At 41.4% G+C, this 2005-nt stretch carries 2 protein-coding genes; one reads left to right on the top strand and one right to left on the bottom strand.

The window, feature by feature from the left end; translation table 11 throughout:
- A partial coding sequence (locus A9E74_RS14420; protein ID WP_176718944.1) for a hypothetical protein occupies positions 1 to 227 on the top strand: 227 nt, incomplete at its 5' end.
- A 1533-nt stretch (positions 228 to 1760) separates the two neighbouring features.
- Here A9E74_RS14420 and A9E74_RS14565 read toward each other — a convergent pair.
- On the bottom strand, positions 1761 to 2005 hold a 245-nt coding region (locus A9E74_RS14565), incomplete at its 5' end, for a hypothetical protein (protein ID WP_218104334.1).

Below are 2005 nucleotides of genomic sequence, written 5' to 3'. Positions count from 1 at the left end.
GGCTCGTTATATCAGACGCTGATTTGACATTAAGCGAGATTGCGCTTGTCAGCAAAATTGATGAGGCTACGGTGAAGGCTATGGCATGGATTTATAATATGGCAATACAAGAATACGGTATTGAGTGGTTGGGTGGTACTTTTGGTCTCACTTGGAAAGAGATTAGAAATCACCGAAGTGTAATAGATTTAATTACGACAATTAAATACGCTTCTGAGGTCAAGTAAATGCTTTCGAGACTCTCGCAAATTGGTAATATCAGAGGATGTGGTATTTAGGTGTATTTCGTTTTAAAATCAAGTGCATATTGCAGTTATCCACAAATTACCACACACCATTGGAAGAACCTACCAAAGTTCGACCGGGGGCAGTAGTCACACATGACTGCTGACGGCATGTATAGGAAACTATACGTTATCAGTCCGTGCAATCTGAAAGTTTCGACGTAAAGGCCAAGTGCATTTACAGAGTAACCTAAGGTTTTTGTCTCCCTTACCCTTCACTATGACTTTAAGTTGAAGCTATCCAGAGGAGTGCGCCCAGGTGGGACTGGGACTAACGCTATGCCTCGGAATAACCGGAAGTAGAATTAACAAGCTACTAGACGCTATTCCGTTGAACCTCTGGTTAAGATGAAGGTGCCTTATAGGGGCACTGGAGTACTTGTAATATGATGCTGTGGGGGGTAAGGGGGGCAAAAACTGAAGTTTCTCTGTAAAGTTATCTTAAGTAATAACTTAAGTGTTACTTAAGTAGAATCTTAAGTTAAGTATCGTTTTTATTTGATTATCGTAAGTGCCCTCTATCAACCAATATCACTAAGATAAATAAACAGAAGTGTTACTCCAGTACATGGCATCAGTATTACTGAACGTGTACTGGAATGATAACTTCAGTAAGACATAACCCAAACCCCTGTTCACCTAAACCGTCTCTCGGTAAGGCATCAATGATGCTTTGTGATCAGGGGTTATTTTTTCGTTTTTAAACGCTCTGTGTGATCGTCTGTCGATCTTTCTTGGTTCAACCTAGGCAACCCTATTACGAGCAAGAGAAAAGCGATCAGAATGGTTTCTGTGATCTTTAACGATAATGATGGTGATAGATTACAACTTCAGAAACAACCAGAGATTTTTCCTGACAAATTTATGAGCTGATATCCTACGTGTTCGCTGGGCTGATCTTCCCCCGTACCGGCCTCCCGCCTAAGATAAAAGGGAAGTGGCATGGGGGGTATTTGTTGAGTCTCTTGCTTGTCTTGCTAGTAGTAGGCTCTCTCGTTACTGATGACGATATGTAACCGTCCGAACAGCCACGCCTCTCTATTGTTCTCTTACGTGCGCAGTGTCGAGCAGCTTGTCTGATGCCATACAAATCATGACACCTATCCACACACTGTAGCCAAACAGCTGTTTGGTGAAGGGTAATTCCATTGTTGTTCCTTCAGTTGGTTGATGAAGGTCAGCATCAGATCATATCCGACAAGTGACTGCAACACTTGCACTAGCGTGATGGTTGCAGAGCCGTGATAGTTGCTTTAATGCATAGCTGGCAACGTCCATCAGAAGATCTTTTCAGCCTATTTATCTCGAAGACTGGAACAGCATTACAGTACAAAGATGCATGACATCAGTTACCTCACAGGGACAATCTGCGGAAACCATTAGACTGGAATAGTAGTTGAATATGACTAGGTAAACAGAAATCTGAACCACCGTTTCATAATAGAAACTGGTTCTGTATGACGGTGCTCTACACTGTTAGATGAAGTACGCTCTTCCTGTGATTGTAACAAGGTTAATTCTTTTAAAAGCATCAAAAGCTTTGAGTTCTGTATCTAACGCCTCTATGTTATTCATTAGCTCTTGACGGAATAATGAATCTTGTTCCATTGTCAGTACATCAGGATACTTCTTTGATATCAGTCTTAATGCGTTTTTGAGACAACTTCTGGCACTGAATGCTGCTTCATCGTCAAATGCAGATATGTAATCAATCTTTAGGG

It is taken from the genome of Methylophaga muralis (assembly GCF_001720165.1).
Lineage (GTDB): Bacteria > Pseudomonadota > Gammaproteobacteria > Nitrosococcales > Methylophagaceae > Methylophaga > Methylophaga muralis.
This window is presented reverse-complemented; position numbering and strand designations above follow the sequence as displayed.